The following is a 20,928-nucleotide window of genomic DNA, read 5'->3' as shown; positions in this document are numbered from 1 at the left end:
GTTCGGGTTCGTGATCGGTCAGAAGACGAGTCGGATGGTGCGCTTCAGAGTGCTGAGTGGGTCTCGGGGAATGGCCGGGTGGATCACGTAGTCGATCAGGACGGTCGCCCCGTCGAGGCTGCCGACCAGGCCGAACTCGCGCAGTGTGCCGTCCGAGTGGTGGGCGTCCGGCCAGTCGGGCCGGCCGGGGCCGAGAGTCGCCACGACCTGCAGCTGGTTCGTGGGCGTGGCACTGACGGCGGTACCGGCGAGATAGTCGATCTGCAGTGCGTCCGCCGCCACGGTGAAGGAGTGCGGGTCAACGAGCTCGGTCCGGCTGGGCAGCGCGGGTGGTGCGCCGGGCGACTGGTCCCAGGAGGCCTCGCCCTTGCCCACCTGCAGTCCGGTGATGCCCAGGGCCGTGGTGGTGCCGCTATGCAGGAAGCCGCACAGCAGGCGCCGGCAGTCGGTGGCGATCGTGTTCTTGCGCACGCCGCTTTCCCAGGTGATCCGTCCGGCCGGGTCGAGCAGCACGTCGCGGTACTCGCCCATGAGCGGCGCGAGGGAGGATCGTTGAGTCGTCATGGCCGTTCCTTCGTTCAGGAGGGTGGCGAGAACCATGCCCGCCGCCGCAGTGTCGTGGGGTCGTCCGGGTTCGCCGATACGTGACCGGGCGTGCTGGCCAGCAAGAAGGTCCAGTCGGGCAGCACCGCCTCGGTGGTCGCCTCCGGAGACCGGAACACCTCCAGGTCGGTGAAGTCGTCGCGATACGACTCGGTGATGTCGCGGCCCGGCGGATAGACGTATTCGGTGGTCATCCGGGGCGCGAGGACCAGCACGGCGCGGGTGCCGATCGGCAGGAACCTCGTCAGCAGCGGCCGCAACTGCTCCTGCATCTGCCCGGACAGCGGTGACTCCGGGACGAGCGGGCTGAGGAAGAGCGCGAGTGTGCCCCGGGTGTACAGGTCGGCGTCGTCCAGTTCTTCGCCGGCCGTCGTCCCTCCGGGCTTGGACGGGGTATACGAGAGCATGTCGTCCCACTGTCTGCGCCGCCCGTTGCGGTCCGCGGCGGCCGGAACCGCCGAGGTTGTGCCTGCGTACCTGCGGAGCGTGCCCGTATCGACCGTCCGGACGCTGGTGTGCAGCCCGTTTCCGTCCGGTGCGACGGCCGGCGACGAAGTGACCCTGTTGTCCCGGACGGGCACCTCTCGGGAGGCCACCCCCGCGAGCGCGACACCCCGGTCGCTGCGGAAGAGCAGGGAGTCGGTGCCGTCGGGAGCCCGAACCGGAGCAGGCGAGCGGTTTTCCTCGGGACCGACGAGGACCGGGAAGGGTTCCCCCGCCACACCAGCCGGGGTGATGTCCAGGGCCCACAGGCCCGACGAACCCGAGCGGTCGGAGCTGAAGTACACCCGCAGGCCGCCTTCCGGCTGCACAACAGGTGCCGGCTCGCCGTCGGCGGACCGGCCGTCCGGCACGGGCGAGGTGAGTTCCCTCTCCGGGCCCCAGCTGCCAGTGGCAAGGTCAAGGACGCGATACGCGAGGGTCCACACGTCGTCGACTGTGCCTGTGGCCCTGCGCCGCGACCAGAACAGCCACAGCTTTCCGTCCTGCGGTCCGGCTACGATCGCCGCCGCCTCCCGGTTGCCGCCTCCACCGGCCGTGACGGTCTCCGAGGCGCTCCATGCCGAGCTATCCCAGCGCGCGGTCGCGATCGTCCAGCGGGCGCCGTCGTGCGCGGACCAGAACAGCCGGACATGATGCGGTCCGTCGACGACCGCGAACGGGTCCGTCACCCACCCCGGGCCGGTCACGTCCTGCGGCGGCGACCAGTCGAGGCCGTCGCCCCACGACCCGGCGGCGGAGGCGTTGCCGGGGCCGAAGCCGAGCGCCCCGGCCGCGTCGGAGGTTTCCAGCTCGATCTCCAGGCGCTCGTCTCCGCCGGCCTCGGAGGTGACGAGTCGGACGGTGCCGTCGGGTGCGGCGGTGGCCATGACGCCGGTGAGCCGGGCGGAGAGCACGGCGGCCACATCGGCGGCATCCGCCGTTCGCAGGTCCGGGAACTGTTCCGAGGGGGTCGCGAAGTCGGCTGCGGTGAACCGTACGCCCTGTCGGTGGTCGCGGACCCGGACCACCAGGCGGGAGCCGGGCCGGAGGGTGAACGGCCCGGCATGACCGGTTCCGACCGTGGCTGGTTCCGGCATGTGGGGGGTCGCGACGGCGCAACGGATACGTGCGTTCCTGGTACCCCAATCGTCGACCCATGCCAGGAAAAGCCGGTCGTCCGGCAGTTCGACGCCGGCCGGGCGCGCGGCGGGTTCGGGCCCGGTGGGCACCGGGTTCGCTTCGCCCCAGGAGCCGCGCCGGTACGTCTTCACCCGGACAGCCGGTCTGCCGGGAGTCTCCGCGACCTCGTAGCAAAGCCTGGGCCGGCCGGTGCCGAACACGCTGAGCCGGCCCGCCGGCGCACCCTCCAGCGTCACCAGACTGGCGAGGGCCTCCTCGACGCGCACGGCCGAGCCCGCGCCCATGGTGTTCGAGGTGAGTCTCAGCCGGCCGTCCGGCCCTGCGGTGGTGGTGACTTCGGACAGGGTCCGGTTGAGTACGGCGGCAACTTCCAGGGAGGTCGCGGCGGCCATGTCGGTGAAGTCGGTGGGTGCGAACACCACCTTGACGGGCACCCGGTCGTCCGCGGTCACGGTGAGCTGCATGCCCGGGCGCAGGGCAAACGGACCGGTGGCGCTGGAGTTCAGGGCCGCCGCGGCTCCGGCCGTTCCGGAGGCCGAGGCGTTGTTGTGGGCGAACCCGAGCAGCGGTCCGGCGTCGTCGGTGGCGCGCGGTCTGGCGGGTGGGGCGGTGACCGCGAACACATGGAACTCCGGCGCCGTGTTGGAGCGTGCGATGGACTGGGCCGTCTCCGCGACCTGCACGTACCAGCCCGTGTAGCGGTTCACAATGGCCCGCAGGTTCGGCACCGTTCCGACCCCGCGGTACAGGTACGGCACCGATGCGATCTCGCTGCGCTGGATGTCGACCGGCGCCGTACGGTTCAACTCCCAGCCGACCAGGCGGGCGAGCGGGGGCAAGAACTCCGGGCGTACGGAGTCGAGGTCGTGGATCTGTCTCAACCCCTCCGCGAGGCTACGGGTCAGGTCGAGTGCGGCTCCGGCCACGGACAGGAACCGGTAGAGCTGCCCGCGCTCGCGCAGCCCGGCGGGCAAGGCGGCCAGCGCGGCCGCGACCGCCGGCGGAGCGAGCGCTGTCTCCGCCTCCGTCAGCGGCAGGTCCAGGCTCCGGTGGACGGCGGGCAGCAGCCGGTAGAGGGCGTCCCCCAGTCCGTGTTCAGCGGTGGTCGCGAAGGCGGCGGCATGGGATCTTTCGTCGGCCCAGTGCTCCGCGGGCGTGGCGGAGCTCTGCGTGAAGACGGTGTAGTAGTGCGTGGCCAGCGGCCGTGCCGCGCGGTCGGAGAAGGACGAGACGACCGGTCCCTCGTACAGGGTGTCGCCGTCGCCCGGGCCGAGGGGAAAGGTCCGCTCCCGGCGGACCACCCGGATCCCGGCCAGCGGCGGTCCGTCGGCGAACGCGGCGGGCGACGGGTTCTGCCATGTGAGCTCAATACGCCCGCCCTCCAGATGGGGGACGGCGCGGACGCCAGTCACGCTCCTCACGAGATGCCGCCTTCGATGAGGGTGAAGATCACCGGTCGGGCGGACAGGTCGAAGCCCGCATCGGCCGGCGGCGCCTCCCGGTAGCCGGGGCGGGCCAGTTCGTGCGGTGCCGGTGTGATGACCCCGCTGGTCTCCACGTCCGGGTGGTCCACGATGTCGGCCGGCAGGGCGGGATCCCGGCCGAACTTGACGACCGTCAGGGACGACACCTCCTCCCGTTCCTGGATCAGGTCGTAGACCCGGCTCAGGTACACCGGCCGACCGAAGTCGACGGCGTCGAAGGCCAGGTAGGCGGCGACCGCCTCCTCGACGGCCCTTCTGACCGCCTCCCGTCCGAAGTACGGCTGTGCCCGGATCACCGCACCCAGGTAGATGTCGCACGGGGTGGGGCCCACCACGGAGAGGGACACGGTCGCCATCCGGTGCCGTTCGAAGTGGGCCAGCAGGTCGCGCTTGAGCATCTCGGACGGGGAAGCGACCTGCCCCGCCGGGGCCACATACAGCACGATGTCGTTCCAGTTGGTCGCCGCCGCCCTGACCTTGCCGACCCCCGGGACCTGACGGGCCACGTCCACGTGGTCGTCGAGGGTTACCGCGCGGTCCTGGGACCGGAACAGCCGCGGCGCCAGGGCACGCGCCCGGTCCAGGTCCTCCCCCTCCGTCCCGCCCGAGGCCGGACCGGGGTTGACCGCCTGCACGATCTGCGGCAGCGAGGAGACGAAGGACAGCTCCGCCTGTACGTTGCCCGCGCCTCCGCCCCCTGTCCGGTAGGTGGCCTCCACCCGTACCGGGCGGGAGGAGTCCGCCTTCGGAGGTGCCATTCCATTGATCCCGTCGCCGAAGCGGATAGTGGCGCCGTAACCGGCGTCCCGCCTGACCACGAAGTGCCGGTCGGCGGGGGTGCTGGAGGCGAGTGTGGGCACCTCCGTCCACCGGGTAACGCCGCCTGTCTCAGTCACCGTCACGGAGACCGAGTCGCGGAGAACCGGCCGTTTCTCCAATGGATAGATCTGGTTTGCGCTACCGTCCGAGACACCGACCAGTTCCTCCTCGACGGTGTTGCCCTCGGCCACCGGCAGTGGGAAGAAGCGCCGCAGTCCGTCGGTCTCCGGCGGCGGCAGCCGGTCGATCACCACGTCCGCCGCGGTCTCGAAGGTGAGCTGGCGTCCACCCGGTTCCGCAACGGTGAACCGGGTGCGGGCCGGGACGGTGAAGGGCAACGCGACCGTGGCTCCGAGGGCGATCTCCAGGTCGGCGGTGGCGGGCGCTGGGGGCATCAGTTCGTAGCCGATCAGCCGGAGCAACTGGATGAGCGCGTCCGGCTCGTCGGACGTTTCCGGGAGCAGATTGGCGGCGATCCGGGTCTGGTAATAGAGCGTCAGGTCGGCGGCGTAGGCGAACAACTCGATAAGCAGGACGCCGAGATCGTTCTCGCTCTGGTCGGTCCACTCCGGCAGGCGTCCCCGGGCCAGTTCCAGCATGGACGCCCGCAGGGCGTCGTAGCCGATGTTCGTGTAGTCGAGGGGCACACCGGTCATGGCCGCTCCCCGGGCAGCTGGAGCGCCACGCTGAGCCGTCGGACCTCGTCACGGGGGTGCACGGTGTACTCGATGGTGGCGGTCAGCTGTCCGTCGGCTGCGGACACCCTCACCGGGGCGGTGAGCCGCACGTGGGGCAGGTACCGGCGCAGGGACTGCTCGATGTCGTGCCTCAGCAGGGCCTGCATGGGCGCCGTGTTGGGCTCCTGCAGCCGGTTGCGGACTCCGGCGCCGTAGGTGCGGAGCATGACCCGTTCGCCGGTGCGGCTGGCCAGCAGATGCCGCAGGTCGGAATCGACCTTGGCGAAGTCCTCGGCCCGCTCCACGCCGCCGCCGGGTCCGATCCGGAAGGGGAAGCGCAGCCCCATCAGCCGGTCGGTCATACGATTCGCCCCTTGAGCGCAGAAGGCGCCGCGGACGGTTTCGGTACCGCGCCGAGTGCCGCTTTCAGGGCCGCCTCGGCCGGTGTAGCGGTGCCCCATCCGTCGATGACTGCGTGCACCGCCTCGATCCACGCGTGCACGTCCTGCACCCACCGCCAGAAGGCGGCGTCGGCGTCCACGTCGGATCCCGTCTCCGCGTTCGCGGTGAGCGTGCGGTACACGGCCAGGCCGAGCGCGTCGAGGTTCGCCCGGACCTGAGGGATGTCGACGTTGTCCCCGGCGATCGGCCGCATGGCCGCGACGAACTGCTCCGTAGTGGAATCCTGGTCCGCTCCGAGTCCCATGACCGCTCCTCATGCCAGTACTTGGGTGTTGGTGGTGACGGTCATGACCACGGGTGCACCGAGGTTGCCGATGCCGGCGTCGCCCAGCCTGATCACCGGGCTGGATCCGGCTCCGAGCCTGACCAGCGAGCCCCTCACCTCCACCACTCCCGCACCGGCGTCGACCGTGGTGGAGGCTGCGGTCATCTCGATGCGGCCGCCGGTGGCGAGCTCGGTCAGGATCCCCTGGGGGCCGAGGGTGATGCTGTGCCCGTTCACCCCGTCCTTGACGGTGATGCCGTCGGCGTCCAGTGTCAGAGTGTGCCGGTGCACGCCGTCGGTGAGGCAGACCTTCTCCTCGCCGCCCCGGTCGTCCAGCAGGAGCAGATGCCCGGCGGCCGACCGGACGGCCCGCGACTGCGGCGGATCGGCTCGGGCCTCGGCCGGCCACTCACCGGCCGCGTACTGCACGCCGGTCCACAGCGGCAGACCGGGGTCCCCGCCCTCGAACTCGACCCAGACCTTGGTGCCGACCTCGGGCACGAAGTGGTAGCCATAGGGCAACGCGGCGCGCGCCGGCATGAGTTCGCTGGGCGGGAAGATGGCCGGTACGGACACCTGGACCTGTCCCAGGCCCGCCCCATCACGGTTGTCCCGCACGATCCCCGTGTACTTCCCGAAGTACTGGTCCGGCATGTCCCTCCTCCTGTCAGCGCACGCATTTGAAGTCGGTCCGGTATCCCCCGTTGTCCACCTTGTGCGTGACCGAGGAGACGTACCATTCGCCGTTGAACCTGTCGTTGACGCCGTGCACGACGACGTTCGACTTGGCGCGGAGCCAGATCGTGCCGACGGTGCTGCCGCTCGCGGACATCCCGAGCCGCCGCGAGTCGAGGGAGTCGTTGGCCGCCTCCAGTTCCCCCTGGTCCGGCACCACCAGGCCGACGGTGACCTGCCGGGCCGAGAGTGCCTGCTGCAGCTCTCGTTTGCGCTGAACTCCGCGTTCGTACAGGGCCCGCAGGCGGTCTCGGTCCGCGGCGCTCGCCCGGGACAGGCGGCCCTCGTCCAGCTGCCACACCACGACGTCGGCCGGTGCCTTGGGCTGGGAGGCGATCTGCTTGCCCTGCTGGTCGATGTCGGTCGTCTCCTTCAGGCGGTCGATGTAGCTGCTGTCGAAGCTGGGGGAGAAGGCGGTGAGATTGCTGCCGGGTCCCTCTCGGTAGCGCAGGGCGAGCATGTCCGGCCGCCGCAGGCGGACCACTCTGCGCTCGGGGATGAAGTAGAGGACGTCCTGCTCCGCGTCGTCCAGCTCGACGAAGCACTTGGCGTGGTAGCTCTGCGCCAGCTCCTGCAGGAAGGCCAGGTCGGTCTTGCCGTCCTGGGTGAGAGGCCGACTCCGGATCAGCGGATCCGGTGCGAGTGAGGCCTCCACCCGGGCGAAACCGTACGGAGCGGCGACGGCGCGCACGATGTCGGTGACCGTGCGGTCGCGCCACACCTTCTTGCGTTCGACCAAGCCCATGAGGATGGACCGGTCCTCGCCCTTGAGCGAAATCGACGGCACCCCGCTCTCCGGGTAGGCGACCTCGACCTTGGTGACGGTGGCGCGGATCAGCATCGCGTGCTGGCCCGGGTCCGCGTACCCCAGGTCGACTTCCATCACGCTGCCCTCGAAGAGTCCGTCGGCGTAGACCAGCAGGGGATCGGACAGGGAAAGCGCGACACTGTCGGCCTGCCGGTCATCCTCGGTCACCGAGACCGACTCCACCCAGTCCGTGACGTCCTGGCCTTCCAGCCGCACGTTGACGTAGGGAACCGTTGTGCCCATGTCAGAAGTCCCTGGCCCGGGTCGTACGGGTGACCGGGCCGGCCTCGGGCAGGTTCACCACGTCACCGGCGCGCAGATCCAGGGGGAAGGCCGGCGGGTTGGCGTCGAGGATGCGCCACCACAGATTCTCCGCGCCGTAGAAGCGGCGGGCCAGCAGATCCACGCCCTCTTCCTCCGCCACCATGTGGGGGGTCACCGGACCCGGCGCGGGCCGGGTCAGCCGGAGGGCGACCACGCGCCTCGACGAGCCGTCGGGCGCGGTCACCGTCAGCGTCGGCAGCCCCACGAACCGGGAGCCGGGGCCCGGCGCCATCAGCTGACCCCTCTCAGCGGCACGGTGCTCGGGCCGTCGTCGTCCGGCATCCGTTCGACGAGGGTGACGGAGATGTCCGCACGCAGCGGCGCAAGCCCGGGGGTGAACAGCAGCTCGGTGATGCCGACCTCGGTGACGACACAGTCGATCATGCGGTCACCGAAGCCGAAGACGCAGTCCGGTGGGGAGACGAACCCGGACGCGCCCCCGTACAGGCCGGTGAAGCTCGCCCCGGCGTGCTGCCAGTCAGGGGTTCGTGGCCACACCAGGGCCCGGTACTTGTTCAGTTCGGGGGCGATGCTGCCCTCGGCGTCCTTGCTGATCGGAATCCGCTCGTCCGCAGGGCCGGGGAACAGGCCGTCGACCCGGACGGTGAAGGAGAGGGTACGGTCACCGCCCTGGGTGTACTGGCGCAGGGGCAACAGTCGGCCGGGCGCGTTCAGCGCGGCGTAGTTGACCGTCCGCTTGTCCGCCAGCTGCGTGGGGTTGTATTGGAACTCGACCAGGACGTCGGGGACCCCCGGGTCGGGGATGTGGCCGAGCAGGAAGCCCCGGCTCGGGTTCTGGAGGGTCAGCATCGGCCTCACCTTCCTCGTCAAGCCGGCGCCGGGGCGCGAGTGCCCGTGCGGAAGTCCTGTTCGGACCGAAGCGATCCGAGCCGCTCCTGGATCCGTTGGATCAGCTCGTCGGACAGCAGCCGGGCCGAGTCCGCCTCCAGCCGTTCGGCGTTGATGTTCACGGTGATGCCGCCCTCCACGTGGACGGACTGGTCCGCGGCCGCCGGGGCGGTCGGCGCCGTCACGGCCGGGGGCAGCGGCGGCCGGCCACCACCGGCTCCGGCGGGGGCGGGCGGGCCGCCGGCGGCGGGTGGGGCGACGCCCGGAGGCAGTGGGGGAAGCCCGGCCGGAGCACCTCCTGCGGTGGGGGCCGCGGTGGGGGCGGGCGCGGCAGGCGGTTGCCCGGCCGCCGCCTTGGCGCGGCGCTCCTCGTCGGCCTGCTGGGCCTTGGCCACCGCCTCCTCCTGCGCCGCGATCTGGTCTTCCAGGCCACCCTTCACGGGCTTGGGCGTGAACGCCGCCGCGACGTTGATCTGCGGCACCTCCTTCGGCGGGATCAGCCTGGTCTGCACGTCAACCGGAGGGATCAGAGCGGCGCGGGTCAGCCCGGCGAGCTGTCCGGCCGCACTGTCGGCCAGTTGGTTGTAGACGCCGAGGATGCTGTTGATGAGTCCGACGAAGAAGTTCTGCACGGCTGTGCCGGCCGCGATGAAGGTGTTGATGACGCCGATGCCCGCGTTCTGCGCCGTGGCCACGATCCAGGCCCACACCTGACCGACCAGCACGCCCAGCCCGGCGAAGACCTGCCCGATCAGCTGCACCTGGATGCTGATGAAGTTCGCGGCGATCAGGACCGCGAGCTTGATCTCGTCCCAGTAGGCGATGACGACGATGATGATGCCGATGACACCGAGCATGACCGCGATCACGGCCAGCCAGGGGTTGTCCCGCAGTGCGGCCGAGACCTCGTCCCAGTAGATGATCAGCAGCGCGACGACGGCGATCAAGGCGACGACGGCGATGACAACCAGGACCACCGGGTTGAGTGCCATCACCGCGTTGAAGACCGCCTGGGCGGCGGTCGCGATCTGGGTGATCCCGGAGAACGCCTGGAGCACCTGGCCGGCCTGGGAGACCGCGGCGCCGGCAGCGCCCAACAGGTCCAGGTAGTCCTTCGTCGACTTGTTGGGTTTGTCCCAGGCCTCGCCGAGCTTGGTCACCGAGTCGTACAGCTGCGGGATCGACGTCAGGAGCGTGCCGAGCGCGGTCGCCCCGGAGGAGATCTTCTGCCCGAGCGACTCCGCGGCCTTCGCGGACGCCTTGTCCCCCGCCTCGCCCAGCGCCGCACCGACACTGTCTTCCAGCTTCTTCTCGAAGGTCTTCTCGCTGCTGTCCAGATTGACCCCGAGCGCGGCCTCGTGCGCGACGTCGGCCATCTTGCCGCTCGCTCCGAACAACACCTCCATGGCAGGGTGGAAGTCGGGGCTGCCGCCGGCCGCGCGCAGGGCGACCTTGGCGATCGGACCGTCGGGGGCGAAAAGGAACTCGATCGCGGGCTCGAAGGCATGGCCCATCGTGTCCTGGAACCGCAGCCTCTCGAATCCCTCTTTGAGCAGCGCGGGCTGGAACCGTTCCTCGATCATGCGCCGGAAGATGCCTTCGAGCTGTGTCTCGATCTTCGCCACGACCCGCGGGCTCAGTTCGACGTTCTCGGTCTGCACCGGCGTAATCCGTCCCAGCGCGTTAACGATCACGTCCCGGTAGATCTGCTCCTCGTTGATGATCCTGTTCGCGTCCGCGGTGGTCTTATCCTCGATGTTCTGCGCCAGTGTGTGGTTCGCGACATCCACGGAGCGTTGCAGCTCCCGGGTACTCTCCTCGATCTGCCCGGCGACACCGACCTGGTTCTCAGTGATCACGAGGCGGAGCTTCTGCTCCAGCTGGACCACCTGGCCTTCGCTGCTGGCCTGGACGAACTGCTGGAGCTGGAGGAGGACATGCGGAATGGAACCGGAGGTCACGCCCTGCTGGCGCACCAGTTCCTGCAGCTGCCCGATTGCGGACAGCAGACTGCCGAAGTCCATACCCTCACCTCCTCCCGGCCCGCCATGGATGTCTCGGGACTCTTCAGCCCGGAGTGCTTCTTCTGATCTCGCTCTGTTCGCGCTCCAGCTGGTCGACGAGTTGCCGCAGGTAGTGCCACCGCTCCTCGGTCGGGAGATCAAGGATGTCGTCCCGCCCCCAGTGCAGGTGGTAAGCGAGAACGAAGACCTCCCGGCGCAGCCGGTCCTCCTCTCCTACGAAGCTGCCAAGAAATTTGACATGTCGATGGCCGCCGCGTAGTCACGGCCACAGCCACCGCAGGTGACCGCGCGGCGCAGATTGATGCCCGGGCCGCCGCGATTCATGGCCTGGTCGATGAGGTGGCGGTCGGAGAGCGTCAGTTCGTTGAAGACGGAGCTGCCCAGTGCCTCCAGCCGGGGCAGGGGCATGTCGCCCATCGACTTGAGGCAGCGAGCCATCAGGGCGTTCTTGCCGTGCGAAGCGTTTTCCCGGATCGCGGCGGCGATGCGCTCCTCGTCGGTGCCGGTGGGGTGCCGGAAGACCACGACGTCGAAGAGTGCACCCGACCGGTCGACGTACCCGTCCTCCAGACGGACGACGATGTCCTCCAGCACCTCACCGCAGCTCAGCCGCACCACCTCCAGGTCGGCGAGGTCCTCGGTCAGGACGGTGGCCTGTTGGCAGGTGGGGCAGGAGTACGTCGCCTGCATGTCGGAGCCGAAGGTGATCTCCCGCAACTTGACCAACAGGAAGTGGCGGTCGGCCGAGTACAGCTGCTGGGCGGCGCGGGTGCCCGGGTTCTCGATGGTGCCGAGACGGACCAGGCAGCTGCCGAGCAGCTCCGAGATCATCCGGGCGCCGTTGGTGCGATGGCGCTTCTCGGCCATGATGGCTTCGTCGCGTCCCGTCATCTTCCTCAGTACGGCCGTCCGGTGGATCTGACTGTTCGAATCCTCAAAACCGACGGGCAGCTCGAACTCGAATTCCCGGCTGCGTGGTCGCGCCGCCTCGGTGGTCATGTCCGCGGTCGTCTCTGCGGTCAGTTCTGCGGTCATGTCTCAGGACACCCTTTCCAGACCGTTGTGCTCGATTTCCACCGTCTGCTTGAACAGGTTGGTCGAACCCGCCTCCAGGTCGGCGAACTTGGAGGACTTGACCCAGCCCTCGTAGAAGGCGAAACGGAGGACTTCTTGTCCGTTCTCCAGCTTCAGAACCGCGCCGTTGCGCCGGACCGAGGACCCACCGCTGACACCGTTGAGGGCAAACATGTCGCGGAACCAGTCTCGGAACACCTTGTCGAACGGACTGCCGTCCATGTTGCGCTCGATCACCAAGGTCTCGAACTTGACCACTCCGGCGGCGATCTTCCGTACGACCGGGGAGCCACCGTCAGGCTGTTCGATGGTCTCCGAGGTCCCTTCGCTGAGACCGGTCACCTTCGTTACGGGGCAACCGACCCCTTCGATCTCCAGCGCGAACCCATGTGTCCGGTAGGACTCGTGGAACGTCAGCTCTGCCATGTCCGATTCACTTCCCTCATGCCTCCGCCGCGGCGGCGCCGCTGTCCTGCTGGCCGACGACGATCAGGATCGTCTCGGTGGGTCTCGCCGGGTAGAAGAGGACCTCCACTTTGAAATTGCCCACGTTCACGTCCTCCGGCGGATTATTTTCGGCGTCGCATTTCACCGTGAACGAGGCCTCGGCCGGGTCCGATCCGAACGCGCCCTGCCGCCACAGGCCGAGCAGGAACGGCGTCACCACGTTGAATTTCACGCGCCGCCGCAGCTCCTCCGAATGCGGTTCCTGCGGCACCCAGCGCAGCCCCTCCCGCAACGAGGACTTCACATGGTTGAACAATCGCCGGACGTTGACGTAGAACCACCTGGGGTCGGTGCTGAGGGTCCGTGAGGCATCGATGATCACCCCAGCCCCGGCCACCGCCCGGACGCCGTTGACTCCGCCCTCCTTCACCAGATCGGTGTGGTCGGCGTCGGTCATGGCGAACTCCACCGCCAGCGCGGAGGCGAGCAGCGCCTCGTCCCCGGCCGGGGCCTTCCACACCCCTCGCGCCTCAGCGATACGGGCGTACGTGCCGAGCACATGCCCGACGGGAGGAACGAGCAGCCGGGGATCCGCCCCCGTCAGGTCGAGCGGGTTGACGATGTGGATCCACGGCGCGTACAGCGCGCCGTAGGACTTGCGGCTGCGGAAGGCCGAGGCGTAATTCTTGATGGCTTCCAGGTCCATGCCGGACGGCGGCGCGCCGACGAACATGGCATCTCCCCGCCGCTCAACGTAGCCGAGGCAGGCGTTCACCACCCCTGCCGAGGCCGAGTCGGGACAGGCCAGCAACTGGATGGCCACGGTGTCGAAGGCGAACAGACCGGTGCGGGCGGCCGGGTCGCCGATGAAGTCGAGATCGCTCGGGGGGTCGCCGTCCGTGCCCGGGGTGGTGCTGCCGAGGACGTACGTCCCGTCGGCCGGCACATCGTCGACCGGGCCGGAAGCGCTGTCCTGATCGGTGACAGTGATGAAACGGGAGCCCGACTGCTGGTCGTTGACCACCGTGCCGACGAACCAGTCAAGGCCGCTCTGCATGGACAGGGCCTCGAAACGCTCGACCTCCCTTCCGTCGCGGCTGACCACCAGGTCGAACTCGGCGGAGCGGACCCGCGCCACGTTCGTGGGCACCTGGACCGACAGACTGCTGTTCCAGATCACGTACCTTCCGGTTTCCGACACGCGGGCGACCGTCTTCCGCTCCGCGGCTCCGGCCACCGGCACGGCGTCGGTGAGCCCCAGTGCGGCGGTCGCGTCCGTCGCCCCTGCGGCGACCGCGATCGCGGAGCCCGCACCGTAACGGTCGGACACCAGAACCAGCCTGTCCTGGGCCAGCCAGGCAGTGAAACCGCGCGCCTGCCGGTTGACCGCCGCCACCACGTCCCGGGGCGAGATAACGTCCAGTTGACCTGCGAAGTCCGTCTTCTGGAAGGTCACATCGACCGGTACGGCAGCGCCGTCGACGGTGACCCTTACAGCCGCCCCCTCGGCGATGGCCGACGCCATCGCCGACGGTGCCACCACCAGGCCCCGGCTCTCGATGATGACCGCCGAGCCGACAGCCAGCCCGCCGACGGCCTCCAGAGCCGCCAGGGAGCTGTTCTGCGGCAGTGATCCGGCGCTGTCATTGCTGCCGGCCTCAGCATCGGCATCGGCATCGGCATCGCCGTCGTGATCGGCGTGGGGGGCGGGCGGCCTGAAGCCCAGCCGTTCTGCGGCCGAACCAGCGACTCTCAGCCGGGAGGACGGGCCAGGGGCCGAGGCGACCAGCAGCAGACCGCCGTCGGGCATCGGGACCGCCCGGAAGGCGGTCGTCTGACGGGCCACCGCAGCGGCCACGTCGGCAGCCGACGCCGCACCGATCCCGGGCGCCCCGAAGTCGTCGGGGCGGAAGGTGACCGTGGTGTCCGCATCGTCGACGGTGACCACGAGGGTGTGTCCGTCCTGCAGAGCGAAGGGTTCTTGCTGCCTCCCGAGCAGCTGGGCGGGGACGGCGACGGTCGCCCGAGGGTGAGCGGCGACCCGCACCGAGAGGGAGTTGCCCCAGGCGCCCGGGTCGTCGCGGCCGCGGCTTCCGGCGCCGACCTTCAGAGAGGGGACGCCCTTGTGATCGGGCAGCTCCACCTGCGCCACAATGCTGGTGCGCGGGTCCACCACCCGTACGGCGTAGGCCTCCGTGCCTCCGTTGTCGAAGAATCCCCGGACGGCGTGCGAGCCGTGGACTCCGGGCAGATGGCTGCCGAGGTACGCGGCGAAGTCGTTGAGCCCCCGCAGCGCGACAGGGGTATGGGGGATCCCCCGTTCGGCACGCAGCAGGAAGCCGGTCACCGAGACGGGCGCGGCGACGACGGTCGGCGCCGCGCGCCCGTCGACTTCGCGAACGTTCACTCCGATGTTCAAAGCCATCGCTGTTTCCTCACACCTCGGCGGCCGAGCCGCCGCTGGACTGCTGACCGACGACGATGGTGACGGTCTCGGCCGGCCTGACCGGGTAGAAGTAGACCTCCAGACAGAAGTTGCCCTGATCCACCTCGGATGCGGGGTTGTTCTCCGCGTCGCACTTGACGCTGAAGACCTGCTCCGGCGGACCTGACCCGAAGGCTCCCTTCCGCCAGAGCCCGGTCAGGAACGGGGTCACCACGTTCAGCCTGACCGAGCGGCGCAACTGCTCGGTGTGCGGCTCCTGCCGCACGAAGCGCACGGAGTCGCGCAGCGACACCTTGACGTAGTTGAACAGCAGCCGGACGTTGACGAACCACCAGCGGGTGTCAGTCGAGAGAGTCCGGGACGCGGCCACCACGATGCCTGCCCCGCGGACCGGCCGGATGCCATTGACATGACCGTCGCGCACGAGATGGGTGTGCTGTACGTCGGTGAACCGCGCGGCGACGTCGAGCGCGCCCCGCAGCTGGGCCTGCAACCCGGCAGGAGCCTTCCAGACGCCTTGTTCCGCGTCGGTTCTGGCGAACACGCCCATCACGTGACCGTCCGGCGGAATGAACCGGGTGGGCGCCGGGCCCGTCCCCGTCGGATCGACGATCTGGATCCATGGCGCGTACAGCGCGCCGTACACCTTGGCTCCCTGGAACGGCTCGGCGTAGGAGACAACGTTCTCGAGGTAGTCGCTCTCCAGGTCCGCGTAGTCGGCCTGCGCGCGCGGCGCGGTGGCTCCGCCGCGCAGTTTCCGGCCGGGGGCCGAGCCGAGGAAACACAGGTCGCCGCGCTGGGCGCAGTAGTCCAGAGCAGCGCGGACCACACTCGTGCGGGCGTCGTCGTCAAGGGTGTGGACATCGGGCACCGCGAGCAGTTGCACGTCCGTGGCGTCCAGCGCGTGCAGTCCGGTGTGCGTGGCGGCGTCGCCGACGTAGTCAGTGGCGATGGCCTCGTTCTCCTGGCCCTCGCGCAGATCCCAGCCGGTGACCGGGGCAGGAGTGCGTACACCGCTCGGCGTGCTCGCCGCCGCCACATCCGTCAGCATGGCGTAGCGCGAACCCGTGAGGGGGTGGTTGAGCCGGGTGATCGCGTAGTCGGCCGAGTCCGGATCCATGCTGAGCCTGCGCCAGGTCTCCACCACGGCGGACTCTCCGCGCATGTCTGCTTGGCAGCGGATGGTCAGGGCGAATTCGGGCGTGCTCACCGTGGTGTGCGCGACGGTCATGGCCCCAGCCACCGGGTCCGACCAGGTGACGGTTCCGGTCGCGGGGGCGATCGCTGTCACCTCCCGGTACTCCCTGGTGCCGCTCGAGGTGAACAGCAGCACCGTGCCCACCCGCACCTCGCTCAGGGACACGAGCCGGGCCTGGACGGCGTTTGCCGAGGTGTCGGCGGCCAGCAGTGTGGTGGTGCGCGGATCGTCCGCTACGTCGATTCGGATCCGCCGGCCCCACGGCCCCGGGTCGTCTTCGCCGCGGTAACCGGCGGTCACCCGCAGGGCGGTCGACGGCGTCGCCTGCCGGTCCATGAGCACGCGCGACGCCGGGGCGCTCCCCGCTCCGGCCACGCGGCTGACGTACGCGGTGGCCCCACCGTTCACGAAGAAACCCTCCAGCGCGTGCGCGAGCGTCCCTTCGGCCCGGTGTCCGCCGAACCGGTCGCGGAACTGCGCCAGGCTGGTAAGCCGTACCGGGCGATTCACGGGGCCGCGTTCGGTCAAACCGACCAAGGCGGCGACGGAGGTCGCGGCTGCAGCGACCGCCGGCTGCGCGGTGCCATCGACCTCGACGACGTTGACTCCTACGTTCGAGGGCATACCGCACCACTCTCTCGCTTTCGCGCTCTGCCGCCGCCCACACGGATGGAGGGCGTGGTGCACGGCGCAGAGCGCCGTCGGTCCTTCACGCCGGAGGTCAGCCGAAGCACGGAATGGGTCATCGCCTCGGCGCCTGCCCCTCGTCGCTGCCGGCTGTGTCCGGGCGGCCGACCCGGACGTCCGGACCGCTCGCCCACGGCACTTCCTCGCGCGAGCCCGTCTGGAGACGGGAGGCGACGAGGACAGACAGCGGCGACGGCGGCTGAGGGCCGCCGTCCTCCAAGAGGGAAGGGGCGAGCAACTGGACTGGGGCGGGTGCGTCGTTGATCCACAGGGCTCGGTCGGGGCCGAGTCGGGCCAGCAAGTCCGTGTGGATCGCGAGCTGCTGTGCACGGTCCGCACCGAACGGCGTAACCCGGTAGGAGACAGCGTAGGCTCGGGCAGGCGGCCGGACGGCGCAGGTCGTGAGCTGTCCCCGGCGCCGGAAACTGTCCCGCTGAGCGACACCGCCACTGCGCTCGGGTACCTCCAGGACGTCCAGCGCGCGGAGCACGATCCGGGCGCTCGCCTCCTGACCGGGCACCGCGGCGCCCTCCACCGACACCGGCACCAGCACGGACACGGAGGACGTACCCGCGGTGAAGGTGCCGAGGACCGGCGAATCCGCGGCGAAGGCCAGCACTGTCCGGCCTGTCGCCGGCTCGTGGTCCACCTGGACCACGTCGTGCACCTCGTCACTCAGCGGGCCGGCGCCCCGCAGGAGGATACGGTTGCCGACGGCGACGCCAAGCGCAAGGTCAATGACCACCGTGGTCGCGGCGGGGTTCACCGTCGTCCGGATCGGTACCTCGGTGGCCCCGGGCAGACGCACCCCCGACAGCGCGTCCGCCAACGCGTCCTCGATGTCCCGGAGCATCTCCTCCCGGACCGCTACGAGCCGGAACAGCTCGACCGTGAACGCAGCGGCACCGACCGCCTCCAGCCGGAACCGCGCGATCGCCCCTCTACGGTCGGCTCCGATGCAGATGACGCGCTGCTCCCACCCCTGCGGCTCGTTCACGGGAACGAACCAGCGATGCTGCTCCTCCGCGGTGTCGTGTGCGTCCTCGTAGGAGAGCGCCAGATAGAAGGGTCGTGCCGGGGTTCCGTCAGCGGGAACGGTGGCCCGGATCCACATCCGGAGCTCTTCCCACGCGGTGAGGTCGAGCGGCTGCGGGGGGACGAATTCGGCCGCCGCACCGCCTTCGGGCCGGTCCTGCGGTCCATCTCCCGGTCGGTCCGGCGGTCCATCTCCCGGTCGGTCCGGCGGTCCGCTGCCCGGGCTGCCTTCGTATCGCAGCAGATTGACCGTCGCGTCCCGGCCGAGGACGGTCCGACTTCCGGTAGTCACTTCCAGCGCGGGGTGTGCGGAGGTCCACGCCTCCGTCGTGTCGTGCACCACCAGAGTCGTCATGCGGCGCTCTGTCCGCAGAGGGCCCCGAGTGGCCTGCCCGAGGTGCGGAGAGAGAGGGGCTTGCAGATCCGTGCCACCGCGTACCTCCCTGGTCCGTTCTACCGGCGAGTCGAACTCAAGGCTCATGTCTTACCGACGCCGCGGACTTCAAGCGGCCCCTGTTCCACATGGAGCACCGCAGTCACCCTCCCGGGGTGTGCAGGCGAAGCCCGGTGCGGTGAGGCGCCTCGAGGTCGGAGCGCGGAGAGGCGTTGCAGCGTAAGAGACCTGGGCGCCCGGCGAGCTCGACGGGCGGCGGGGCTCGGACGGCGACGCCCGTTTGCGTTTCGTCCACTCCGGTCATGCCACATGGCATCGGTTTCGGATTCCCGTAGACCTGGGGCACGTGCGTGCGCGATCTCTCCTCGCGGTTCTGCCTCACGAACGCCGAGAAGTTTCTTGCAACCCCGGTCAGTCAGCACCGGCGGCGGCCCTGAGCGCAGGAGCGAACCATGACACGGATGGCCCGAGTGGTATCGGTGAACCCCATGAGAGTGGAGGGCTTCACCCCCCGGGGGGTGGTGCGCAGCCCCGATATGCGGTTCTGGGCCGCGAGCAGCCAGGAGGACTCGACCATTCGCGTCTTCGCGGCGCGGACGGCCACCGAGCGCTGCCGGTTCACCCACTCGTCGTTCGTGAACGACCTCGCGTTCAGCCCGGACGGGCGGTGGGTGGCCGTCGGGCTGGGGAACAAGACGGCAGTTGTCTTCGACGCCGCAACGGGCGCCGAGCGCTGCAGCATCATCACCGAGGACATGAGCAGCACGGTGACGGTCGGCGATGTCACCGTCGTATGGAGTCCCGACAGCCTGCTCCTGGGCATGGAGTACGACGAGAAGGTCTGGGTGTTCGACGCGGCGTCCGGGGCCGTGCGCTGCAGGATCGCCGCCGACGATCCGTCGTTCGAACCGATGCGCACACTGGCGTGGAGCCCTGATACGAGGGTGGCGATCGGCAGCGGTACCAGTCCCGCGTTCGAGGTGCAGACGGGCGGTGTGACGGTGGTCGACTCCCGCACGAGCGAGGTGTTGATGCACGTTGCGCAGAGTGGCTTCGTCAACCAGGTCGCGTGGAGCGCCGACGGGCACTTGCTCGCCACCGCTTGCGGTGACGGCAGCGCGACAGTCCTTGACGCGAACACCGGCGCCGTGCGAGCACAGCTCATCCAGCCCTCGACCATGGAAAGCCAGGTGGACGCGATCGCTTTCAGCCGGGACGGCAGACGCGTGGCAACGGGCAGCCGGGACTTCGTGGTCCGGGTCTTCGACGTGGCGAACGGCGAGGAGAAGTGCCGGGTCGTGCATGGCTTCTCCGTGTTCAGCCTGACCTTCAGCCCTAACGGGCGAAGGGTGGCCACGGATTCGGTGGGGGTGGTGGCCGGCGCTCCCCCTGAGCAGGAGGGCGGGGGGTTCGTCTTCGATGCCGAGACCGGCGCCAAGCTGGCGCGACTCGGCGACTGCTCGCATGCCGCGTATCTGCCGGACGGCACGTCGGTCGCCGCCATGCACGATCAGGCGGACCGCGTGTTCGACCCCGACACCGACCAGGAGCACAGTCGGCTGACCCATGGCGGTGCCGTGAATGTGGTGGTCTTCAGCCAGAACGGTACGCGGGTGGCTACCGCCTGCTCCGACGGTACGGCCCGGGTTTTCGATGCCGGTAGTGGTACGCAGTTGGTCGGCCAGACGCACGGCGGCCCCGTACAGGCCGTCGCCTACGACTCGCAACTGCACCGGGTGGCCGGCGCGGGCAGCGACGGCGTGGTGCGGCTGTGCGACGCCGAAACGGGCGCCAACCCCCAACAGCTGCCGCACGACGGGCCGGTGGGGGCACTGGCGTTCAGCGAGGACGGGCTCTTCCTCGCCACTGGCAGTGCTGACGGGACGGCACGTCTCTTCGATGCGGCGACCGGCGCGCAACGCTTCAAGCTGGTGCACAACGCCGAGGTCGAGGCGGTGGCGTACAGCAGGGACGGTCAGCGATTGGCGACGGCCGCCGCGGACGGTACCGCTCGTGTCTACAACGCCCAGACTGGGGCCAGGAACGCCGAGCTGGTCCACGAGGGCGCAGTGCGGTCGGTGGTGTTCAGCCGCGACGGAGGGATGCTGGTGACCGCCAGCGCCGACAAGTCGGCCCGGGTGTTCGACGCGCGGACCGGTGCCGAACTCATGCGGCTGCGCCATGACGACGCGGTGCTCGCCGTGGCGTTGAGTCCGGACGGAGCGTGGCTGGCGACCGCCTGTAACGACGGGACGGCCCGCGTGTTCGCCACGACAGGCGGCGCCGAGCGGTTCCGGCTGGCGCACGACGGGCCGGTTCGAGCCGTCGCTTTCAGCCCGGACGGAACGTGGCTCGCGACCGCCGGCGTCGACCGGTCGGCCCGGGTGTTCCACGCGGCCACGGGCTCTGAGGCTCTGCGTCAGTCCCATGGCGGTCCTGTGCTCGCCGTGGCTTTCAGTCCCGACGGCAGGTGGATCGCCACCGGCTGCGAGGACGGCGCGGCCCGAGTGCTGACCGCGCTGACCTGACATTGGGCGATGAGGAACGGCGCTCACGCGTGTTGCAGAAGGCTGTGAGGCGGCGGGCACTTCTTCCGCCGGTCGCAATCACCCGTACCTCGCGCCTGCCGTCCCTGCTCCCCCGTCGGGCGGTCCGTACTGAGCCGCCCGCCCCCAGTTCTCTACTTCGCCGGCCGTCCGGTCACTCACGACGTGCCCGGCCACGGAAGCTGAGCCGGACGGCCACGCAGAGCGGCCCGTGACTGCTCTGCCGGAGTTTCTCAGAGCCCTGGTCCCCGGTGCAGCGGTAAATCCCGCCTGCAGAGCTCACATGCCAACGGCGCCGTCGGCTCCGACTCCAATGTCGACCGCGCTGCCGGGGACGCCGGTCCACGTCGCACTGCCCCTCCGGTCGTCAGGCTCAGGGCTTCGGTCTGCTGTCGACCACAACCGGCAGCAGACCGAGGCCCGCCCGA

At 69.8% G+C, this 20,928-nt stretch carries 16 protein-coding genes; 1 reads left to right on the top strand and 15 read right to left on the bottom strand.

Annotation, left to right across the window (positions count from 1 at the left end; translation table 11 throughout):
* Nucleotides 1-18 precede the first annotated feature (18 nt).
* The 15 genes from ABTX18_RS34250 to ABTX18_RS34180 form a co-directional block, all read right to left on the bottom strand.
* Nucleotides 19-564 carry a hypothetical protein gene (locus ABTX18_RS34250; protein ID WP_352126708.1) on the bottom strand — a complete coding sequence of 182 codons (546 nt, stop codon included), beginning with the start codon at nt 562-564 and terminating at the stop codon, nt 19-21.
* 14 nt (nt 565-578) lie between these two features.
* Entirely contained in the window at nt 579-3,647 is a 3,069-nt protein-coding gene (locus ABTX18_RS34245; protein ID WP_352126707.1) for a hypothetical protein, read from the bottom strand.
* Nucleotides 3,644-5,185 (bottom strand): putative baseplate assembly protein, encoded by a 1,542-nt coding sequence (locus tag ABTX18_RS34240; RefSeq protein WP_352126706.1) that lies wholly within the window; start codon nt 5,183-5,185, stop codon nt 3,644-3,646. The genes ABTX18_RS34245 and ABTX18_RS34240 overlap by 4 nt, the downstream gene beginning before the upstream one ends.
* Nucleotides 5,182-5,568 (bottom strand): GPW/gp25 family protein, encoded by a 387-nt coding sequence (locus ABTX18_RS34235; RefSeq protein WP_352126705.1) that lies wholly within the window; start codon nt 5,566-5,568, stop codon nt 5,182-5,184. The genes ABTX18_RS34240 and ABTX18_RS34235 overlap by 4 nt, the downstream gene beginning before the upstream one ends.
* The gene (locus ABTX18_RS34230; RefSeq protein ID WP_352126704.1) at nt 5,565-5,912 is read right to left on the bottom strand and encodes a hypothetical protein; all 348 of its coding nucleotides are present in this window, start codon (nt 5,910-5,912) and stop codon (nt 5,565-5,567) included. Before ABTX18_RS34230 ends, ABTX18_RS34235 begins: the two co-directional genes overlap by 4 nt.
* 9 nt (nt 5,913-5,921) lie before the next feature.
* Complete coding sequence (locus ABTX18_RS34225) at nt 5,922-6,587, bottom strand: phage baseplate assembly protein V (RefSeq protein WP_352126703.1); 666 nt, start codon at nt 6,585-6,587, stop codon at nt 5,922-5,924.
* Nucleotides 6,588-6,600: 13 nt separating this feature from the next.
* Nucleotides 6,601-7,719 carry a phage late control D family protein gene (locus ABTX18_RS34220; RefSeq protein ID WP_352126702.1) on the bottom strand — a complete coding sequence of 373 codons (1,119 nt, stop codon included), beginning with the start codon at nt 7,717-7,719 and terminating at the stop codon, nt 6,601-6,603.
* Nucleotide 7,720: 1 nt separating this feature from the next.
* Nucleotides 7,721-8,032, bottom strand: a complete 312-nt coding sequence (locus ABTX18_RS34215) for a hypothetical protein (protein ID WP_352126701.1) — start codon at nt 8,030-8,032, stop codon at nt 7,721-7,723.
* On the bottom strand, nt 8,032-8,610 hold the full coding sequence (locus ABTX18_RS34210; RefSeq protein WP_352126700.1) for a CIS tube protein: 579 nt from the start codon (nt 8,608-8,610) through the stop codon (nt 8,032-8,034). The genes ABTX18_RS34215 and ABTX18_RS34210 overlap by 1 nt, the downstream gene beginning before the upstream one ends.
* Before the next feature lie 17 nt (nt 8,611-8,627).
* Entirely contained in the window at nt 8,628-10,673 is a 2,046-nt protein-coding gene (locus tag ABTX18_RS34205) for a phage tail tape measure protein (RefSeq protein ID WP_352126699.1), read from the bottom strand.
* 213 nt (nt 10,674-10,886) lie between these two features.
* The gene (locus ABTX18_RS34200) at nt 10,887-11,708 is read right to left on the bottom strand and encodes a T4 family baseplate hub assembly chaperone (RefSeq protein ID WP_352126698.1); all 822 of its coding nucleotides are present in this window, start codon (nt 11,706-11,708) and stop codon (nt 10,887-10,889) included.
* Nucleotides 11,709-11,711: 3 nt separating this feature from the next.
* On the bottom strand, nt 11,712-12,173 hold the full coding sequence (locus tag ABTX18_RS34195; protein ID WP_352126697.1) for a phage tail protein: 462 nt from the start codon (nt 12,171-12,173) through the stop codon (nt 11,712-11,714).
* 16 nt (nt 12,174-12,189) lie between these two features.
* Nucleotides 12,190-14,619, bottom strand: coding sequence for a phage tail sheath family protein (locus ABTX18_RS34190; protein WP_352126696.1), 2,430 nt, complete (start codon nt 14,617-14,619; stop codon nt 12,190-12,192).
* A gap of 10 nt (nt 14,620-14,629) precedes the next feature.
* Nucleotides 14,630-16,462 carry a phage tail sheath family protein gene (locus ABTX18_RS34185; protein ID WP_352126695.1) on the bottom strand — a complete coding sequence of 611 codons (1,833 nt, stop codon included), beginning with the start codon at nt 16,460-16,462 and terminating at the stop codon, nt 14,630-14,632.
* A 118-nt stretch (nt 16,463-16,580) separates the two neighbouring features.
* On the bottom strand, nt 16,581-17,915 hold the full coding sequence (locus tag ABTX18_RS34180) for a hypothetical protein (protein ID WP_352126694.1): 1,335 nt from the start codon (nt 17,913-17,915) through the stop codon (nt 16,581-16,583).
* A 491-nt stretch (nt 17,916-18,406) separates the two neighbouring features.
* Between ABTX18_RS34180 and ABTX18_RS34175 the strand changes: the two genes are divergently transcribed.
* On the top strand, nt 18,407-20,482 hold the full coding sequence (locus ABTX18_RS34175) for a WD40 repeat domain-containing protein (RefSeq protein ID WP_352126693.1): 2,076 nt from the start codon (nt 18,407-18,409) through the stop codon (nt 20,480-20,482).
* The last annotated feature ends 446 nt before the right edge of the window (nt 20,483-20,928 follow it).

This window comes from Streptomyces sp. NPDC096323, from assembly GCF_040302845.1.
In the GTDB taxonomy this organism is placed as follows: domain Bacteria; phylum Actinomycetota; class Actinomycetes; order Streptomycetales; family Streptomycetaceae; genus Streptomyces.
This window is presented reverse-complemented; position numbering and strand designations above follow the sequence as displayed.

What these genes read in the sequence shown, in the direction of transcription:
- ABTX18_RS34205 (WP_352126699.1), bottom strand. Translation starts at nt 10,673, where the DNA reads ATGGACTTCGGCAGTCTGCTGTCCGCAATCGGGCAGCTGCAGGAACTG.
- ABTX18_RS34190 (WP_352126696.1), bottom strand. Translation starts at nt 14,619, where the DNA reads ATGGCTTTGAACATCGGAGTGAACGTTCGCGAAGTCGACGGGCGCGCG.
- ABTX18_RS34175 (WP_352126693.1), top strand. Translation starts at nt 18,407, where the DNA reads ATGACACGGATGGCCCGAGTGGTATCGGTGAACCCCATGAGAGTGGAG.
- ABTX18_RS34180 (WP_352126694.1), bottom strand. Translation starts at nt 17,915, where the DNA reads ATGACGACTCTGGTGGTGCACGACACGACGGAGGCGTGGACCTCCGCA.
- ABTX18_RS34230 (WP_352126704.1), bottom strand. Translation starts at nt 5,912, where the DNA reads ATGGGACTCGGAGCGGACCAGGATTCCACTACGGAGCAGTTCGTCGCG.
- ABTX18_RS34200 (WP_352126698.1), bottom strand. Translation starts at nt 11,708, where the DNA reads ATGACCGCAGAACTGACCGCAGAGACGACCGCGGACATGACCACCGAG.
- ABTX18_RS34195 (WP_352126697.1), bottom strand. Translation starts at nt 12,173, where the DNA reads ATGGCAGAGCTGACGTTCCACGAGTCCTACCGGACACATGGGTTCGCG.
- ABTX18_RS34240 (WP_352126706.1), bottom strand. Translation starts at nt 5,185, where the DNA reads ATGACCGGTGTGCCCCTCGACTACACGAACATCGGCTACGACGCCCTG.
- ABTX18_RS34210 (WP_352126700.1), bottom strand. Translation starts at nt 8,610, where the DNA reads ATGCTGACCCTCCAGAACCCGAGCCGGGGCTTCCTGCTCGGCCACATC.
- ABTX18_RS34225 (WP_352126703.1), bottom strand. Translation starts at nt 6,587, where the DNA reads ATGCCGGACCAGTACTTCGGGAAGTACACGGGGATCGTGCGGGACAAC.
- ABTX18_RS34235 (WP_352126705.1), bottom strand. Translation starts at nt 5,568, where the DNA reads ATGACCGACCGGCTGATGGGGCTGCGCTTCCCCTTCCGGATCGGACCC.
- ABTX18_RS34250 (WP_352126708.1), bottom strand. Translation starts at nt 564, where the DNA reads ATGACGACTCAACGATCCTCCCTCGCGCCGCTCATGGGCGAGTACCGC.
- ABTX18_RS34220 (WP_352126702.1), bottom strand. Translation starts at nt 7,719, where the DNA reads ATGGGCACAACGGTTCCCTACGTCAACGTGCGGCTGGAAGGCCAGGAC.
- ABTX18_RS34215 (WP_352126701.1), bottom strand. Translation starts at nt 8,032, where the DNA reads ATGGCGCCGGGCCCCGGCTCCCGGTTCGTGGGGCTGCCGACGCTGACG.
- ABTX18_RS34185 (WP_352126695.1), bottom strand. Translation starts at nt 16,462, where the DNA reads ATGCCCTCGAACGTAGGAGTCAACGTCGTCGAGGTCGATGGCACCGCG.